The sequence below is a fragment of the Sphingobacterium sp. UT-1RO-CII-1 genome (genome assembly GCF_026711005.1).
Classification (GTDB): domain Bacteria; phylum Bacteroidota; class Bacteroidia; order Sphingobacteriales; family Sphingobacteriaceae; genus Sphingobacterium.
This window is the reverse complement of record NZ_JAPPVJ010000009.1, coordinates 99591-114901: the sequence shown is the minus strand read 5'-3', so window position 1 is coordinate 114901 and position 15311 is coordinate 99591. Positions and strand designations below refer to the sequence as shown.

Genomic DNA, 15311 nt, shown 5'->3' with positions numbered 1-15311 from the left:
GCAACTATAACATGACACCGCCTGTATTTTTGGAAGCGGTGTCATAATTTTCTTAGCCATTACGCCACCCTTAATTTTTCATCTTGAGCTGATACAATTAGATTAATAGTTTGAGCTGCAGTATCAGGTATCACAGATACAGACTCTCGATTGTCTAAGAATACTGGGGCTACTACACCATAATGAGCCGACAACGTATTAATGATATCGATTCCAACAAGAATTTTAGCTGCAGTATTTAAATCTGAGAACGGCACCCCACTATAAGTTGTTTGACATGTTGGCTCCTCTCCGCCATTTATTAATGGCTTGAACAATTTGAATTTAGCATACTTGAACATTGCATTAACACGATTCTCAAGCTCCTCAGATTTAGCTTTCTCATATTTATCAGCCACAAATTCCTGTTTTTCCAAGGTTGCCAATTCATGAGACATGTTTTTTTCTTGATCTTTCAATTCCTGGATGCGCCTATCAGCTTTGGCAATACTCTCAGCATTATTAAGTTTTCGTTTTTCGGAATCTAACTCAGCATTTACAGTTGCCTTCTTCACTTTAAGATCTCCATAGTCTATTTCAGTAGACTCCAATTGTCCTTGTAACTGAGTTATTTCAGCTGTTTTTTGGGCGATAAGATCATCCTCCATTACACGCTCTTCATACGACTTAACCTCAACCGTATTAGTAGACGCGTGAGCTATACGTGCATTCACCTCATCCAGCGCAACCTTCAAGTCATTGATAGTTTTGTCTAATGCCTTCTGAGTAATTTCAAATTGCTCTTTAGCCTGCACGATATCAGCTTCACGATTAGCTAAATCCTTTTTAAGACCTACACCTTGTGTATTTATCCCTTCAAGCTCTTTACGTTTGATTTCGTCAAACTTAGCTTGTAACTCGATGATATTATGCACTTCATGTTCGCGCCCACATTCCTTACAAACTTTGTCTTCAGGGTTAAGTTCGCGACCATTTACCGAAGCAAACAAGACTCTAAGACTTGCCATCCGATCGTTGATATCCTGTTTATCACGTTCTATTCGAGCTATCTGATCAGTATGCGAAGTTTGCAACTGTTTAATCTGCCCCTCCTGCACGCGTAATTGATATTCAAGGCTAGATGCTTTTGCTTTATCTTCATTTATACCTGAACTTGCCTGAATAACATCAGCATTATAAGTAGAGCGGTGGCTTGCTTCAATATTCTGAATTTCCAATTTCAATCGGTGTATTTCCCTTTGAACGCCCTGAATACGGGTGTTTTCACTTTCATTCGCGGCGTTTTTATCGAAAATTGCTTGTTCTAGAGTTTCGTATTCATGCTCCAACTCCTTGATGCGAGACTGGATTGTGGCCTCATCAATTGCCTCAGGTTTTCCACGTTCAGCCTCGTCTATTCGGGCTGGAATACTCTCTAAAGAATCTTTCAAATTCTTCTTTTCCAAAGCCACTTTTGCCTTGAACTCTTTCAGTGTTTTACCATCTAATGAATTTAACAACTCTGCTAATTCAGGATATTTACCTATTAAGAAGCTGTCGGTTATCTCTCCAGCAATTTCAGATAAAACAGCCCGTTGATCTTGCCATTTTTGGCTATTAAAGTAAAGTGGATTAGTAATTAATTTAAAAACATTCTCAGGGAGTATACTATGTACTTTCGCTTGAAACTCTCCTGCATTTACAGGAACATCATTCCAAAAGTACATGTGTTCATTTCCTGTAAACTCTGCTACTTCTTCACCTCTCTTTTTCGTCCACTTCTCCTTTTGAATGTGACGAATACTTATTTCTTCACCATTAACTTCTAACAAAGCTGAAACTTCGTTTTCAGTTCGATTTTTAGTTAACCCAGAACTATTTAAAGGCTTAACATTAAAATCTTTGCGATCACTAGAGTCTTTACCAAACAACAACCAGGTGAAAGCATCGAAAATGGTTGTTTTGCCAGATGCATTAGCACCATAAATATTGGTGATAAAATTGAAATCAACTGTAAAGTTCTTAACCCCTTTGAAGTTAATCATTGTAAGTTTTTTGATTAGGATATTCATTTTAATATTTATTTAGTTTGTTAATAGATTTATTAATTGTTTTAGCTTCTTGCTGCTATTTATCATACTTAATGAAACGTACTGCCCTCTAGTCGTTAACTCTACAGTACTAAGGTTGGTAATCTCAATAGTGACGTCTGCATTCTCAAACTTATGGTCGACTATCTTTCCAAATTCATCATCATTCCATTCATGCCTTACAAATCCCAGATTTATCAGGTGCTTTTCTTTAAAAACTGACATCACTTCAAGACTTTATTATGCATATAGGTAGCTAAGTTTGCACTGGCGGCAATCGCTAATAATTCAGACAGATCAATACCGGCAGCGCAAACTTTCAATACCCCCGCTTCGATCCATTTATCAACCTTTGTGCGGCTACCAATTCTCTTATAAGCAGCACTCTTCGTTATATACTGAGTTACATTACCCGTATTCATCAAGGCCCTCATGGCCCCTAGCTCTGCTGCCTCATTCATTAAAGAAACTAACTCAGGCTCGACAGTATTAATTGTTTTGAACTTGTTCATTTGCAGCTCCTTTCTTCTTTAAAGACACAACTACTTCGATATAACCGTAGCCTTCAGATGCATTAATTTTGGTTTCATACTTATACTGAGGTTTTTCAAGTTTCATTTTACGACCTGCCGCCTCTCTCACTGCTTTTATATGTTGTAAATGAAAACGTTTTACTGATTCACCACTCGGGCTCATCTGATCAATGTGCTCCGTTATAGTTGGCTGCTTATCTAATTTTATAATCTCCATTTTTGATTGACTTTTCGGGTTTAAATAATGTTATTCCTATACTTAGCGCGAATAATGCCAGATTCACTTTATCTGTCTCTCCTGTTTTAATTCGAATATTTTGGAGGTGACTAGAAATTGTTTCAGGGCTCCTATTTAACTTCGCAGCTATCAATTTATCTGGCAATCGAATGAATTTTAGAACTTCAATTTCAGACCTACTCAAAAAGCCATTAGCGACTTTAATAGATGAACAAAGTTTTCCTTCAAACTGACACTTACCTCTTAATCCACACTCGTAATATTCTGAACGATTTACTTTACCATGTTTATCGAAATCAGGCTTATCGTCAAGCCCCCCGAAGTTGCATAGCATATATCTATGCATTCTATCCTCTTTTCTTAGGTTAGGCCATTTGTTTAGACAATCAACCTTATCAGGGTTATTGAGCATATCTTGCTTAATCTTATTTACGACGTTTGGAGGAAAGAATGGCCAGCTGTGCTGTCTTCGATTATGGGAGCACCATAGTATTTTGGTGTCTTCATCCTCCCAAATCTCAATCCCCTTATCTATCATACCGCCGTATATCCTTTGTTTGTTCATATTGGTACTATTATGCGATTGTTGATTTTAAACTATTGTATTACCTTTGTTTTGTTCGTATGGTACAAATGTAAACATAATACTTACACTGTCAATAAGTATTTTACTTACTATTTATAAATGATTGATTATCAAGGTGAAAAATTTAAAGATTTTTTAAGCTCTCGTAAGATTGGTGCTTCAAAAGCTGCTGAAATACTAGGTGTTTCGCGTCAAACGGTATATCAGTATTTCAAATCTAACTCTTTAGAACGCGAAACTGTAAGCAACATATTGTCAAAATTCGACACAAATGAACAGGAGGTGTTCGGTACTGGTGATGATCCAGCCCCTATAAAACGGATTAATCAAAATGCAAGAGAACTTGGCCCTGCCGATATATATGAAGAAGATGGTGATAACAAGTTCATAGAGATATCACCAGGCCGCTACAGAATGGGAGTTGAATTAGTCCCAGTTTATGCACAGGCAGGATATTTAACCGGCTATGCAGACAAAGAGTATGTTGATGAATTACCTAAACATTATATTACTGTAGATCGTTACGTGAGAGGAAAATACAGAGCTTTTGAAATATCCGGAGATAGTATGGATAATGGAGATATAAAAGAAGCAATGCCTGATGGCACTATTGCGACCGGTAGAGAAGTAAAAAGGGATTTATGGCAAGCGAAATTACATAATCACCAATGGCCTAACTGGATCTTCGTACACAGGACTGAGGGCATAGTTGCAAAGCAGATTGCAAAACAGTGTTTAGAAACTGGTTGTATTACATTGCGCTCTTTAAATCCTAATAAGGAAACTTATCCTGATTTTGATGTTCACATCGATGACATCATGCAAATCTATAATGTTGTTAAAAGAGAACTTAAATAATGAACTCTAAATTCAGTAAGAATAAAAACATTAAGTTACGTGTTTTTGAAATCATTAAAGCACATATTGAAAAGCATCTTCCTAAAGAGTCAAAAGTTTTAGGTGGCATTTACTTAAAACCTAAACCAAAAAGTGCAAGACTTGACATAATTGAGATTAATACCCCGGGTCTAATAAACAGGAAAGCATCTGGAGATTTAGGTCTATTAAATATAAATTACCAACATGACGACCTTGATGTAGTTGAAGCAAGACATCAAGTTTTAAAGGACATCATGGGTGATGCAATTGTAGAAGAATATCTTTTTAAGCAAATGGGTAATCAAATATTCAAAACATCAAAATATTTATGGTTATCCAACACAATGTATTCAATAACAAAACTAGAATTAAAGATGGAAGAAAAGAAAACAATAGAAGCAGCAGATAGAAGAGAGATTGGAATCAGATTTAAAGATTTTAGAAAATCACATAACATCTTACAAACTGATTTAGAAAATGGGATCCCCACTACTGCGGTACAAATATCAAGAATTGAGAATGGACACCGTTTCCCTAGCACAGAAATCTTAATATATATGGCTAAATACTACAATATGGATATCAACTACATATTAACAGGGCAATCTGTAGCTAAGGCAAAATAAATATAAGCTCTATTTGTTATCGCAACAAACTGACAACCGCCTCCTGAACTTCATCAACGATATCCCAATCCTTAGCTACGTAAATATCTGTTATTGTTGAAGACTTATGATTTAACGCTATCCCCACGTCATCCATTGAAAAACGACATTCATTCCTGGCTAAGGTAGCAAATGAATGACGGGCATGATAATATGTGAGATCCGGAACACCCACCGCTGGGCCTATAACTTTTGAGTATGATAAGTACAATCTATTATTTAAACCAGCGCAACGCGCATATCTTTTAGCTAATACCCCTGCATACTTCTCAACTAATGGCTTGGCCTCTTCAATAATTTTAATGCTGATAAACGCCTTGTCAACACGCCTACCTTTCGTTTTATTTCTGGTATAGCCCAACCTTTCGATATGTGGATCATTAAGATATTCATGTAAATCATTAGCATTAATTCCACACAGATAAAAGGATAGCATAAATAAATCACGAGAAAGAATGTCACCTTCATTGACCAATTCTAAATCTCTGATCTTTTTGATTGTGTCTATAGATAAGTTTTTCTTTACCGGCTCATTCTTTACTGGCATTTTAATTTTTGAAAATGGAGACGTTGGTATTCTAATCAAACCTAGCTCCTCGTCATTATAATGATCTTTCGCTAAATTAAATACCAACCTAAGATCGGACAAAGAATTTATAAGAGTTAAAGGTGCATACTGCTTTTTCGTTAAATGATCTATATACTCTCGTATCTTTTTCGATGTAAGCAATTCAATGGGAAACACACTTCTACCACAAAACTCTTTAAATCTATTCAATGTAGTATTTCTACCAACAGCTGTATTAGTTCTTTTTTCCGAGTGCAAATCTTCTATATGTTTTTCCCAAAATTTAATAATATCGATAATTCCAATATCCTCGTTGAGAATATTTTTTATATCTGAAGCTGTCATGTATTCGACCTTAGCTCCCAGCAAATTTACTTTTGACCTATATTCATTCACAGTGCTCGTAAGAAATGAGTCAATAAATACTTTTTTTAATCGTACCTTTGTGTCCAAATCGGAACGGGTTGCATATATAGAGGTGTCGATGTAAACAGTTGAGCCCCTATGTGTGATCCTTATCTTAACATTATAAGTTCCGTCTTGTTTCTTGTGATGCTTCAGGATAACAGCAGAAATGGTAGCCATACTTGTAAATTATTTGTAAATTAATTTCAGCAAAGATAAGCAATAAAGGCTGCTTAATTGAGACAAGAAATAAAACAAAACATCAGTAATATAAAGTTAAGAGCACTGATAATCATAATTTTAAATAAAAATATCACAAAAAAAACAGGTATAGATGATAAATGTATCCAACCTATCGCTGCGCTTCGGCAAACGTGTCCTATTCGAAGATGTAAACCTAAAGTTTACTTCTGGAAACTGTTACGGTATCATTGGAGCCAATGGTGCAGGTAAATCTACATTTCTTAAAATTATATCAGGTGAAGTAGATCCTTCGACAGGGTCGGTAAGTTTTACACCTGGCGAACGCATGTCGGTACTTAACCAGAACCACTATGCTTTTGATGAGTTTTCTGTCATCGAAACAGTGATGATGGGTGACCAAGAGCTATATAAGGTAATGAAAGAGAAAGATGCCATCTATATGAAGGAAGATTTCTCAGATGCCGATGGAGAACGTGCAGGAGAGCTAGAAAGCTTATTTGCAGAAATGGACGGCTGGAATGCCGAAAGTAATGCAGCTACCCTACTGAGCAACTTGGGTATTAAAGAAGAATTACACTTTAAGCTTCTAAACGAGCTAGATGGTAATGAGAAAGTCCGCGTATTATTAGCCCAAGCTTTATTTGGAAATCCAGATATTTTAATTCTGGATGAGCCTACGAACGACCTGGATATTAACACGATTGCTTGGTTAGAGGACTTTTTAGCCGGATATGAAGCCACGGTATTGGTGGTATCTCACGACCGTCACTTCTTAGACCATGTTTGTACCCATATCGTAGATATTGATTTTGGAAAAATGAATATCTACTCCGGAAACTACTCGTTTTGGTATGAATCTTCACAACTTGCACTAAAACAACGAAGTGATCAAAATAAAAAGACAGAAGATAAAATTAAAGAATTACAGGAGTTTATACGTCGTTTCTCTGCAAACGCTTCCAAGTCTAAACAAGCTACTTCCCGGAAGAAAGCACTTGATAAGCTAAATGTAGAAGATATTAAGCCATCCAACAGAAAGTACCCAGCTATCATGTTCAATCAAATGGATCGTGAACCTGGAGACCAGATCTTGCAATTGGAAGGCTTAAGTAAAACAGTAAACGGAGAAGTCTACTTTAAAGATATCAGCCTAATGTTAAATAAAGGCGATAAAGTAGCTGTACTTTCAGAAAACTCGCTTGTTACAACAGCCTTTTACGATATTTTAACAGGCAGAGATACCGACTTCGGTGGAGAGTTTAAATGGGGAATAACCATCACCCCTACCGACATGCCTATTGAAAACGCAGCATATTTTGAAGGCAATAATGACAATTTGGTCGACTGGTTAAGAAATTATACTACCAAGCCAGATGCAGACGAACAATTCATTAGAGGATTCTTAGGTAAAATGTTGTTCTCGGGTGAAGAGGTCATGAAAAAGGTATCTGTTTTGTCTGGAGGAGAAAAAATGCGCTGTATGTTCTCAAAAATGATGTTACAAGGTGCAAACTTCTTGATTTTTGACGAACCGACCAACCACTTAGATCTAGAGTCGATTACGGCATTAAATAACGGCATGCTCGATTTTAAAGGTTCTATGCTATTTACATCGCGTGACCACGAATTGACGGGCACAGTAGCCAACAGAATCATTGAATTAACACCAAATGGCATTATTGATAAATTAATGACATATGACGAATACATTAACTCGGAAGCTGTACAAGAGCAAAGAGAAGTAATGTACGGAAGAAAATAATTGAGCAGATAAAACACTGACAGATTGGCAAAAAGCAAAGTGCTTCATTTTATAATGAAGCACTTTGCTTTTTAATGAAAACACAACAGCTTTCTTACCTTAAACTACTATTTACACTCTTTTTATAAATTCTATAAATTAGAATAATATATATTTATTATAAAAATCAATAACTTTAGTAAAAATGGTCTATTATTTGAATTACTATTTTTATGATGAGATTTTTAAAAGTAATATTATTTCTAGCTATAACTGCTGTAGCAGTGTGGGCGCTTTTCTTTAGAACGCCTGCCAAACCAAGTTCAGAGACGAAGCATCAAATATTATTGGAACGGATTGAATCAATGGGTAAACTGGAGCTTGTAAAATATAGATTTAGCGATGTATTGGAACACAAAAATATTAGTCAGTTTTTACCTGATGCAAGCGTCTTATTAATTGTAAAAGCAGACGCTGTAGGTTGTATTGATTTAACCAAACTTAAGGCTGAAGATATTGTTGTTGAAAACGATTCGGTAAGTATACAACTACCACAACCCGAAATTTGCTATGTAAAAATAGACCATAGCGCATCGAAAGTGTATGATACTAAAATGGCGTTCTTTAGAGAAGCTACTTTAGTAGATGAAGCTTTTAAAGCTGCGGAAAAAGAAGTAGAGCGCGAAGTGCGCAAATCGGATATACTAGATCAAACGAAAGCAAACGCCATACATGTATTCAAACCTATATTAGAAGGCTTAGGCTTTACAAAAGTTAATCTACATTTCTAATCCGAAACAAACTTAAAAAGGCCGAATGTTTATTCGACCTTTTTAAATTTAACTACTATAGCTTGCCTTAAAACAAGCTATCTATACAATATTCTGCATAACCAGCACTTGCAGTCATTCCTTTCCCTCCTATTCCTGTCCTTATATGTATATTGGAATCTTTATCCAACTCAAATATATGATCGCTATGCTGCGAGTAAAAACCAGCCCATGATGTAGTTATTTGCGAAGCATCTATAGGCAAAATACGATTGGCTTCATTAATCATTAAAGTGTTAATATTTTCTTTAATGGCATAACCCAAATCTGCAAAATTATTTACATCAGCATATTCATGCGAATCCCCAACAATAATACTTCCATCTATAGCCTGTTTGAAAAGAATATGAATGCCGTGCTCCCGAAGCTCACGATAATGCTCTGGAACTTCTACCGTATGGAAAGAAGGACAGTAGGCTTCAAAACTTTCGTAACGGCGTATTGTTAACCCCGTTAAAATATTGCCTGGCAATTTAATATTCTGTAGAGGAACAGTACGCATCATCTGAAGCTTACTGATTTTTAAACCGCTATTCTCAAAATCTTTTTTATATAAGGTTTTAAAGTCATAACCGTTACAAATAATAAGCTTTGCAGAAATAAAATCCGTTCCTTGATTGGTTCGTACCTTTACCGTATCACCTGTAGATTCACAATCTATTACACTATGATCATAATGCAGTTCATAATTTTTAAACTCTTGCTTCATAAAGCTATGTAAACGAGTTATCAATTTATCAGGCTCGGCACTTAGCTCCTGCTCAAATACGATAGCTCCCTGAACATATTCAGCCTTTAAATCAGGAAATTTATCTAGAAGCTGCTTTTTAGAATACATAGCATGTGCATACCCTTTCGTAGTATAATGATCTGATAATTCATGGATTATTTTCAACTCATCAGCATCAGAAGCAATATAATAACTACCATTATTGCGGATAGAAATGTCGCACTTACTCTGAATAGAGCTATATAAGTCTAAACCGCGCACACCATAATCAAACCAACGGTCGGCCATGCCCGAAGGAACAACCTGACCAAAATTCTGTACCGTAGACCCTACCGGATAAATATCTTTCTCAAGATGTAAAACATGAAGCCCCTTTTTCAATGCATGATATGCTTGAAATGTACCTAAAATGCCGGCACCAACTACTATTAAATCATATTTTTTATCTGCCATTATTTAGCTCTTATTTTTATTTAATATTCATTTGTATTTCCACTTTATTATTTGAAACGGACCATGCCTTTACTTCCTCAGAGCTAACTAGAGTATGTTGTTTTTTCTTTTGCGTAAAATAGATAAAAGAAATTATAGTCAAAGTTACCCCTAATACAGATGCTATCAGCACCAATTGGATAAAGTAACTACCCCAACCTACTGGAGACGGCATAAACTCTTTATTGAGAAGAATACTAAAGCTCCCTAAATATCCGATAGAGTCTGCAATATACATAACGAAACCTATATTACCACGCTCACGAAATGTAGCTATCATTCGTTCGAAAAAGATAACATTATAAGGTATATAAGCCATGTAAAGACCTAGCCCAACTAAGATCATCCAAAGCGTACCGTCTAAAGATTTCTGTGTAAAGAGATAGGTTGATAACCCAGCGATAGCAAAACCAATTAATATCTGACCATGAATAAGTTGAAATGCTTTTAAATTGTTCTTAACCAAGATAAGTAACCCTAAACTGACCAATACAACAACCGCAATAAGTCCGTCAACTTTAGCGTAAATACCATTATCTTTCACTTCGAGCATATGCCATATTTCTATTTCAAAATTATCACGAACATCTCTAAGCATAGTGAGCATGGTATAAATAATTACAGTAAGAACAATACCTGGTAAATAAGTTTTTAAGAACTTACTTCTCATACTCTTATCCATCGGTACACGTTCTGTGCGACAGGCTTTATCTTCTGTAGATGGAGCCGGCACCTGTTCTAAAAGCCAAACAGTTAATAAAAAAGGGAGAAAGAACACAAGGCCAGTACAAAAAGGCATCCAATATTCATTGATGGAAAGAGTATCCATTAAAATTCGTCCTACAGTCTTTACTAGTCCCGAAGCAAACACCAAACTTACGGCCATAATAGCGCCCATAATTTCGGTATGACGGCGACCTTCAAGATAGCTAAAAACAAGTCCCCAAATCATACCTAAAGGCAGACCATTGAGAAATAAAAAAATAATATTCCAGGGTTTCGGAGCTAAAGCAAAACCAAGTAACCCCAACCAAGATAAACCAACCAAAAGCAATAAAGAACGCCCACGTTTATTATTTGTACTTTCAGCAATATAACGGATACCATAAAACTTGCTTAACAAATAGCCAAACATCTGTGTAATGACCATACACACTTTGTAACTCATACCCAACAACATTTCACCATCATAGTCTCCTGCTGTAAATGATTTCCTAAAAGCATACATACTCGTATAACAACAAAATGCAGCAATGGCAATCAAAAGAGTGATCTGACTATTACTCCAGTGTGAAATTCTCTTACTTAAAAAACCTGATACTAACATATATTTGAATTCTAGTATTACTGCACAATAATTATGCATCCAAAAGTAAAATTCAAAGATTACCTAATCGCTAAACATTTGTTAAGTATTTGTAAACAGATCAAGAGAAATGTAAACACTGAAGAGAAGCAATGATCACCCCTATTATGAAATATTATTTCACAAAGGGAAATATTTTTGTATATTTGTGATCTCAAAACAAAAATTAGAGTTTTTATATTTAATTTTTGTATGTCGTGCGCCCCCAAACTGTTTGGGTTTTTATTGATGGATATACAAATAGTAGGTTCATATAGTAATCTTCCCTAGCGCACTTATGAAATGTTTAATACTACTAAAATGTAGTTACCAAAGCAATATATATGCAATTCTTAAAGCAACTAAAATCCAAAAGCACCTTCACTCCAGGTATCATAATTCCCAGTTTAATATTTATTCTAGGTACAACTATACTCTCTGTATTCTTCCCTCAAGGGACAAATCATTACCTATCGATCGTTAAAAACCTACTTTTCGAAAACTTAAACTGGCTGTATGTAATGGTGGTGACAGTTTTCGTTTTTTTCTTGCTTTTCTTAGTATTAAGTAAATACGGAAATATCAAATTGGGAGCCAACGACTCTAAACCTGAATTTTCATTCTTCTCATGGGTGTGTATGTTGTTTGCAGCGGGTATGGGTATTGGCTTAATGTACTTTAGTGTAGCTGAACCTCTAGCACATTTTACGGATCACTCAGTCGCAGACTTGCCTTTAGTAAGAAGAGCTAAAGACGCACAACTATATACTTTTTTTCACTGGGGTATTCACGCCTGGTCTATCTATGCAGTTGTAGGTTTATCGTTAGCATATTTCTCCTATAGATACCGCCTTCCACTATCATTAAGAAGTTGCTTCTACCCTATTTTTAAAGATAAAATTGAAGGCCGTGCTGGAGACATTGTCGATATGTTTGCACTATGTAGCACGTTCTTCGGAATTACAACTACTTTAGGTTTTGGGGTAATGCAGCTTACTGCGGGCCTGGCACACCTAGGCATTATTCCCGAAATAAGTTTCACTTACCAAGTACTTATCGTCATTTTTGTGATGACTTTATCTATTCTGTCCGCAACGAGTGGATTAACCAAAGGCTTAAAATTCTTAAGTATACTAAATATTGTTAGTGCTATAATATTGATGCTCATTATTCTTGCATTTGGGCCAACTACATTTATTCTGGGAACTTTCTCAGAAGGGCTAGGCTACTATATTAATGAATTTTTTAGCTTAACTTTTAATACACATGCATATGAGCCAAACCGGCAAGAATGGTTTTTTAACTGGACAATACTCTATTGGGCATGGTGGATTTCTTGGTCACCTTATGTAGGCTTATTTATTGCTAAAATATCTAAAGGCCGTACCATTCGTGAGTTTATAGGTGCAGTACTTATTCTACCAACTCTCTTTAATTTTTTATGGATGACTGTTTTTGGAAGCAGTGCACTATGGATAGACACTAATGAATTGCATGGCGCACTAAGCAGTATGACGGGAAATGCAGACCTAATGTTGTTTAAATTTTTAGAAAATTTCCCCTTACAATATCTACTGAGTGTCGTCGCAATTATTATTATTTTCATATTTTTTGTAACATCAGCCGATTCGGGCATTTATGTTATGAATAATATTTCTTCAAAAAACGCACTGACTTCTCCGAAATGGCAGGTCGTGTTCTGGGGTTGCTTATTGGCCTTCACTTCGTTGGTACTTATCAATGCAGGAGGTTTAGAAACGTTACAGACCATGACGCTGATTACAGCTTTACCCTTCTCTATTATTATGATTTTGTTTTGCTACAGTCTATTAAAAGGCTTAGCGATTGATACAGATTATTATAAACGTCCATTAGCACATGCAACCAATAGTTGGTCAGGGACGAATTGGAAAGATAGATTGGAAAAAATAGTATCATACAGTGAAAAAAAAGATGTTAACCAATTTTTAGAAAAAATGGTACTGCCCGCATTCAGCGAATTAGTTGCTGAATTTCAAAGCAAAGGAATTACAGCTACACTGGAGACACAGCTGGAAGGTGCTAAAAACTATGTTGAAGTAAAAATTCAACATGCAGAAATGGCCGATTTTCTCTACGGTGTGCGTATCAAATCGCACAACGTATCGGACTACCTCATGAGTGAAGAGAATGCACCAGAAATTGCCGACAATACAACATATATACCAATGACTTACTTTGGAGACAACCGCTCAGGCTATGATGTGCAATATTTTACTAAAAATGAATTAATAAGTGATGTTTTGAAACATTATGAAAGATTCATATCTCTCTCGGCAGAACAAAAAAATGAAATATTCCTTGGGCAAAATCTAAGTTAAACTCGATATAAACTATTGTTTTTAGAAATAAAAAACCAAAGAAATGTCATAAAGGAACACTTTCTTAAAGTCACTAAAATATAAGGCTGTAGTTCTTTCGTTATTTATGTTAAAGCATGTATTTTTGAGTTTATCATGATTCAATAGCCTATATGTATAACTTTAAAAATGACTACGCAGAAGGGGCGCATCCTAATATCTTGGAGAGGCTATACCGTTCAAATTTTGAACAACATGATGGATATGGCGACGACCCATATACTGCAAAAGCAAAAAACGTGATGCAGGAAAAAATGCAGAACCCAAATGCTGCAATATTTTTTGTATCGGGAGGTACACAGGCAAATTTATTGGTCATATCCCACCTTCTCCGCCCACATGAAGCGGTAATTAGTGCAAATACAGGGCATATATATGCAAATGAGGCTGGTGCTATTGAAGCTACCGGACACCGTATTATACCCGTTGATAAAACAGACGGAAAACTCAATGCAGAAGATGTAACAACTGTTTTAAAACAATTTGCAATGCGCCCACACGTTGTAAAACCTAAAATGGTTTATATATCAAACCCTACCGAATTAGGCAATATCTATACACAAAAAGAACTTGCCGATTTAAGTAAAGCTTGCAAAGAAAACTCATTATACTTATTTTTAGATGGAGCCCGATTGGCTCATGCAATATGTGCAAAAAACAGCAATTTAACTTTAGCCGATATTAGTAGCCTGACAGATGTATTTTACATAGGGGCTACAAAAAATGGAGGGTTACTGGGAGAGGCTATTGTTTTTTCAGATAAGAAAACGGCTTACGAATTTGATTATTCGCTGAAGCAAAAGGGAGCGCTCTTAGCAAAAGGACGCTTATTAGGTATCCAATTTCTCGAACTTTTCACAGATGATCTTTACCTTCAACTTGCAGATCATGCTAACAAAATGGCAGGAAAAATCGCCCAAGCTTTAAAAGAAATGGGCTGCTTATTCCTTGCCGACTCTTCGACCAACCAATTATTCCCGATTATCTCAAAAGAGGTAAGTAAAAAGCTTAGTACCAATTATTCATTTTTTACCTGGAGAGAAATGGGCTCAAACCAAGAAGCTATACGCTTAATAACTTCTTGGGCTACAGACGAAAAAACTGTCGATCAATTCATTACAGACTATAAAGCTTTAACAGAATCTACAAAAGACAAAGCTTAAGATGGATTTCTCTACACTTATTGTTTACCATTCTTACTACAGATGGATTGTTTTATCTGCGATGTTGCTCCAAATAGGCTGGATCTTCATCGAACATAAAAGAAAATCTATTTTTACGATTTATCATTTTAGAATTCTACTATTATTTACGTTAATATTTAACATACAGCTCCTTATAGGTTGGCTACTTTTCACACAAAGCACTATAGCCCATGGGTTTTGGGAAAACATCTCTCAGAATATAAAGAATCGTCAAATGCGATTTTTCGGACTGGAACACGTAAGCATGATGTCATTGGGTATTATATTGAGCAATATTTATACTATCCTAGCCTATCGAAAACGAAACCAAAAAGAGGTGTTTACCTACCTATGGAAGCGCTACCTTATTATCTATTTAATAATTCTAAGCTCTATACCTTGGTCATTCTCTCCTTTAACAAGTAGACCGAATTTTCGATAGT

At 35.8% G+C, this 15311-nt stretch carries 15 protein-coding genes; 7 read left to right on the top strand and 8 right to left on the bottom strand.

What is annotated here, in order from left to right:
- Positions 1–59 precede the first annotated feature (59 nt).
- The 5 genes from ORI89_RS17295 to ORI89_RS17275 are packed head-to-tail and all read right to left on the bottom strand — an operon-like array spanning position 60 to position 3405.
- Complete coding sequence (locus ORI89_RS17295) at positions 60–2051, bottom strand: AAA family ATPase (protein WP_268231773.1); 1992 nt, start codon at positions 2049–2051, stop codon at positions 60–62.
- Between the two features lie 12 nt (positions 2052–2063).
- A complete protein-coding gene (locus ORI89_RS17290; protein ID WP_268231772.1) occupies positions 2064–2294 on the bottom strand; it encodes a hypothetical protein in 231 nt (76 codons plus the stop codon).
- A complete protein-coding gene (locus tag ORI89_RS17285; RefSeq protein WP_268231771.1) occupies positions 2294–2581 on the bottom strand; it encodes a hypothetical protein in 288 nt (95 codons plus the stop codon). Before ORI89_RS17285 ends, ORI89_RS17290 begins: the two co-directional genes overlap by 1 nt.
- Positions 2559–2819: a hypothetical protein gene (locus ORI89_RS17280; RefSeq protein WP_268231770.1), complete on the bottom strand. Its 261-nt coding sequence runs from the start codon at positions 2817–2819 to the stop codon at positions 2559–2561. Before ORI89_RS17280 ends, ORI89_RS17285 begins: the two co-directional genes overlap by 23 nt.
- The gene (locus ORI89_RS17275; protein ID WP_268231769.1) at positions 2797–3405 is read right to left on the bottom strand and encodes a helix-turn-helix transcriptional regulator; all 609 of its coding nucleotides are present in this window, start codon (positions 3403–3405) and stop codon (positions 2797–2799) included. The genes ORI89_RS17280 and ORI89_RS17275 overlap by 23 nt, the downstream gene beginning before the upstream one ends.
- A 120-nt stretch (positions 3406–3525) precedes the next feature.
- On the opposite strand from ORI89_RS17275, the gene ORI89_RS17270 reads away from it, so the two are divergent.
- Positions 3526–4284 carry a hypothetical protein gene (locus ORI89_RS17270; protein WP_268231768.1) on the top strand — a complete coding sequence of 253 codons (759 nt, stop codon included), beginning with the start codon at positions 3526–3528 and terminating at the stop codon, positions 4282–4284.
- Complete coding sequence (locus ORI89_RS17265; protein WP_268231767.1) at positions 4284–4931, top strand: helix-turn-helix domain-containing protein; 648 nt, start codon at positions 4284–4286, stop codon at positions 4929–4931. The genes ORI89_RS17270 and ORI89_RS17265 overlap by 1 nt, the downstream gene beginning before the upstream one ends.
- 16 nt (positions 4932–4947) lie before the next feature.
- Here ORI89_RS17265 and ORI89_RS17260 read toward each other — a convergent pair whose 3' ends face one another.
- Complete coding sequence (locus ORI89_RS17260) at positions 4948–6123, bottom strand: tyrosine-type recombinase/integrase (RefSeq protein ID WP_268231766.1); 1176 nt, start codon at positions 6121–6123, stop codon at positions 4948–4950.
- Between the two features lie 154 nt (positions 6124–6277).
- Here ORI89_RS17260 and ORI89_RS17255 point away from each other — a divergent pair, with 154 nt between their 5' ends.
- Both ORI89_RS17255 and ORI89_RS17250 read left to right on the top strand, forming a co-directional pair.
- The gene (locus tag ORI89_RS17255) at positions 6278–7909 is read left to right on the top strand and encodes an ABC-F family ATP-binding cassette domain-containing protein (protein ID WP_268231765.1); all 1632 of its coding nucleotides are present in this window, start codon (positions 6278–6280) and stop codon (positions 7907–7909) included.
- Between the two features lie 212 nt (positions 7910–8121).
- Entirely contained in the window at positions 8122–8679 is a 558-nt protein-coding gene (locus ORI89_RS17250; RefSeq protein ID WP_268231764.1) for a DUF4230 domain-containing protein, read from the top strand.
- Between the two features lie 67 nt (positions 8680–8746).
- Here the strand turns inward: ORI89_RS17250 and ORI89_RS17245 are convergent, their stop codons facing one another.
- Complete coding sequence (locus tag ORI89_RS17245; RefSeq protein ID WP_268231763.1) at positions 8747–9901, bottom strand: TIGR03364 family FAD-dependent oxidoreductase; 1155 nt, start codon at positions 9899–9901, stop codon at positions 8747–8749.
- Between the two features lie 16 nt (positions 9902–9917).
- Positions 9918–11267, bottom strand: a complete 1350-nt coding sequence (locus ORI89_RS17240) for a DUF5690 family protein (RefSeq protein ID WP_268231762.1) — start codon at positions 11265–11267, stop codon at positions 9918–9920.
- A gap of 362 nt (positions 11268–11629) precedes the next feature.
- On the opposite strand from ORI89_RS17240, the gene ORI89_RS17235 reads away from it, so the two are divergent.
- The 3 genes from ORI89_RS17235 (at position 11630) to ORI89_RS17225 (ending at position 15310) form a co-directional block, all read left to right on the top strand.
- Positions 11630–13645, top strand: a complete 2016-nt coding sequence (locus tag ORI89_RS17235) for a BCCT family transporter (RefSeq protein WP_268231761.1) — start codon at positions 11630–11632, stop codon at positions 13643–13645.
- A gap of 152 nt (positions 13646–13797) precedes the next feature.
- Positions 13798–14847 carry a threonine aldolase family protein gene (locus ORI89_RS17230; protein WP_268231760.1) on the top strand — a complete coding sequence of 350 codons (1050 nt, stop codon included), beginning with the start codon at positions 13798–13800 and terminating at the stop codon, positions 14845–14847.
- 1 nt (position 14848) lies between these two features.
- On the top strand, positions 14849–15310 hold the full coding sequence (locus tag ORI89_RS17225; RefSeq protein ID WP_268231759.1) for a hypothetical protein: 462 nt from the start codon (positions 14849–14851) through the stop codon (positions 15308–15310).
- The last annotated feature ends 1 nt before the right edge of the window (position 15311 follow it).

Coding starts and splice junctions, on each gene's coding strand:
- ORI89_RS17290 (WP_268231772.1), bottom strand. CDS start 2,294: ATGTCAGTTTTTAAAGAAAAGCACCTGATAAATCTGGGATTTGTAAGG.
- ORI89_RS17240 (WP_268231762.1), bottom strand. CDS start 11,267: ATGTTAGTATCAGGTTTTTTAAGTAAGAGAATTTCACACTGGAGTAAT.
- ORI89_RS17295 (WP_268231773.1), bottom strand. CDS start 2,051: ATGAATATCCTAATCAAAAAACTTACAATGATTAACTTCAAAGGGGTT.
- ORI89_RS17265 (WP_268231767.1), top strand. CDS start 4,284: ATGAACTCTAAATTCAGTAAGAATAAAAACATTAAGTTACGTGTTTTT.
- ORI89_RS17270 (WP_268231768.1), top strand. CDS start 3,526: ATGATTGATTATCAAGGTGAAAAATTTAAAGATTTTTTAAGCTCTCGT.
- ORI89_RS17275 (WP_268231769.1), bottom strand. CDS start 3,405: ATGAACAAACAAAGGATATACGGCGGTATGATAGATAAGGGGATTGAG.
- ORI89_RS17225 (WP_268231759.1), top strand. CDS start 14,849: ATGGATTTCTCTACACTTATTGTTTACCATTCTTACTACAGATGGATT.
- ORI89_RS17255 (WP_268231765.1), top strand. CDS start 6,278: ATGATAAATGTATCCAACCTATCGCTGCGCTTCGGCAAACGTGTCCTA.
- ORI89_RS17230 (WP_268231760.1), top strand. CDS start 13,798: ATGTATAACTTTAAAAATGACTACGCAGAAGGGGCGCATCCTAATATC.
- ORI89_RS17245 (WP_268231763.1), bottom strand. CDS start 9,901: ATGGCAGATAAAAAATATGATTTAATAGTAGTTGGTGCCGGCATTTTA.
- ORI89_RS17260 (WP_268231766.1), bottom strand. CDS start 6,123: ATGGCTACCATTTCTGCTGTTATCCTGAAGCATCACAAGAAACAAGAC.
- ORI89_RS17235 (WP_268231761.1), top strand. CDS start 11,630: ATGCAATTCTTAAAGCAACTAAAATCCAAAAGCACCTTCACTCCAGGT.
- ORI89_RS17280 (WP_268231770.1), bottom strand. CDS start 2,819: ATGGAGATTATAAAATTAGATAAGCAGCCAACTATAACGGAGCACATT.
- ORI89_RS17250 (WP_268231764.1), top strand. CDS start 8,122: ATGATGAGATTTTTAAAAGTAATATTATTTCTAGCTATAACTGCTGTA.
- ORI89_RS17285 (WP_268231771.1), bottom strand. CDS start 2,581: ATGAACAAGTTCAAAACAATTAATACTGTCGAGCCTGAGTTAGTTTCT.